A 376-nucleotide genomic window follows, 5' to 3' on the forward strand; every position below is an offset into this window, starting at 1 on the left:
ACGATTGAAGGGTATAACATCAAAAACAGTTATACACCGGATAAAACTAGTCTAAGCGCTACTAAAGTATGGGATGATGGAAATAACCAAGATGGGCTACGACCTCAAAGTATCCAAGTTCAGTTATATGCTAATAACCAAAAAATAGGCGAAGCAGTAGAACTGAGCGAGGAGAATCACTGGACGACCACATGGAACGAATTGGCAGAAAAGGCGAAAGGTCAAGCTATCACTTATCGAGTGGAAGAGTTGACCAAAGTAGCTGGCTATACCAATGAAGTTAAACAAACAGATGATGGAAACATCATTATTACCAATACCCATGTGCCAGAAACCAAAGAGGTCTCAGGACAAAAAACATGGGAAGACAATGAGA

Annotated in this window: 1 protein-coding gene; it reads left to right on the forward strand. The window is 40.4% G+C overall.

What is annotated here, in order from left to right:
• On the forward strand, window positions 1–376 hold a 376-nt coding region (locus tag HMPREF2961_RS13630), incomplete at both ends, for a Cna B-type domain-containing protein (protein ID WP_141755569.1).

The sequence above is a fragment of the Enterococcus sp. HMSC076E04 genome, assembly GCF_001814285.1.
Classification (GTDB): domain Bacteria; phylum Bacillota; class Bacilli; order Lactobacillales; family Enterococcaceae; genus Enterococcus_B; species Enterococcus_B lactis.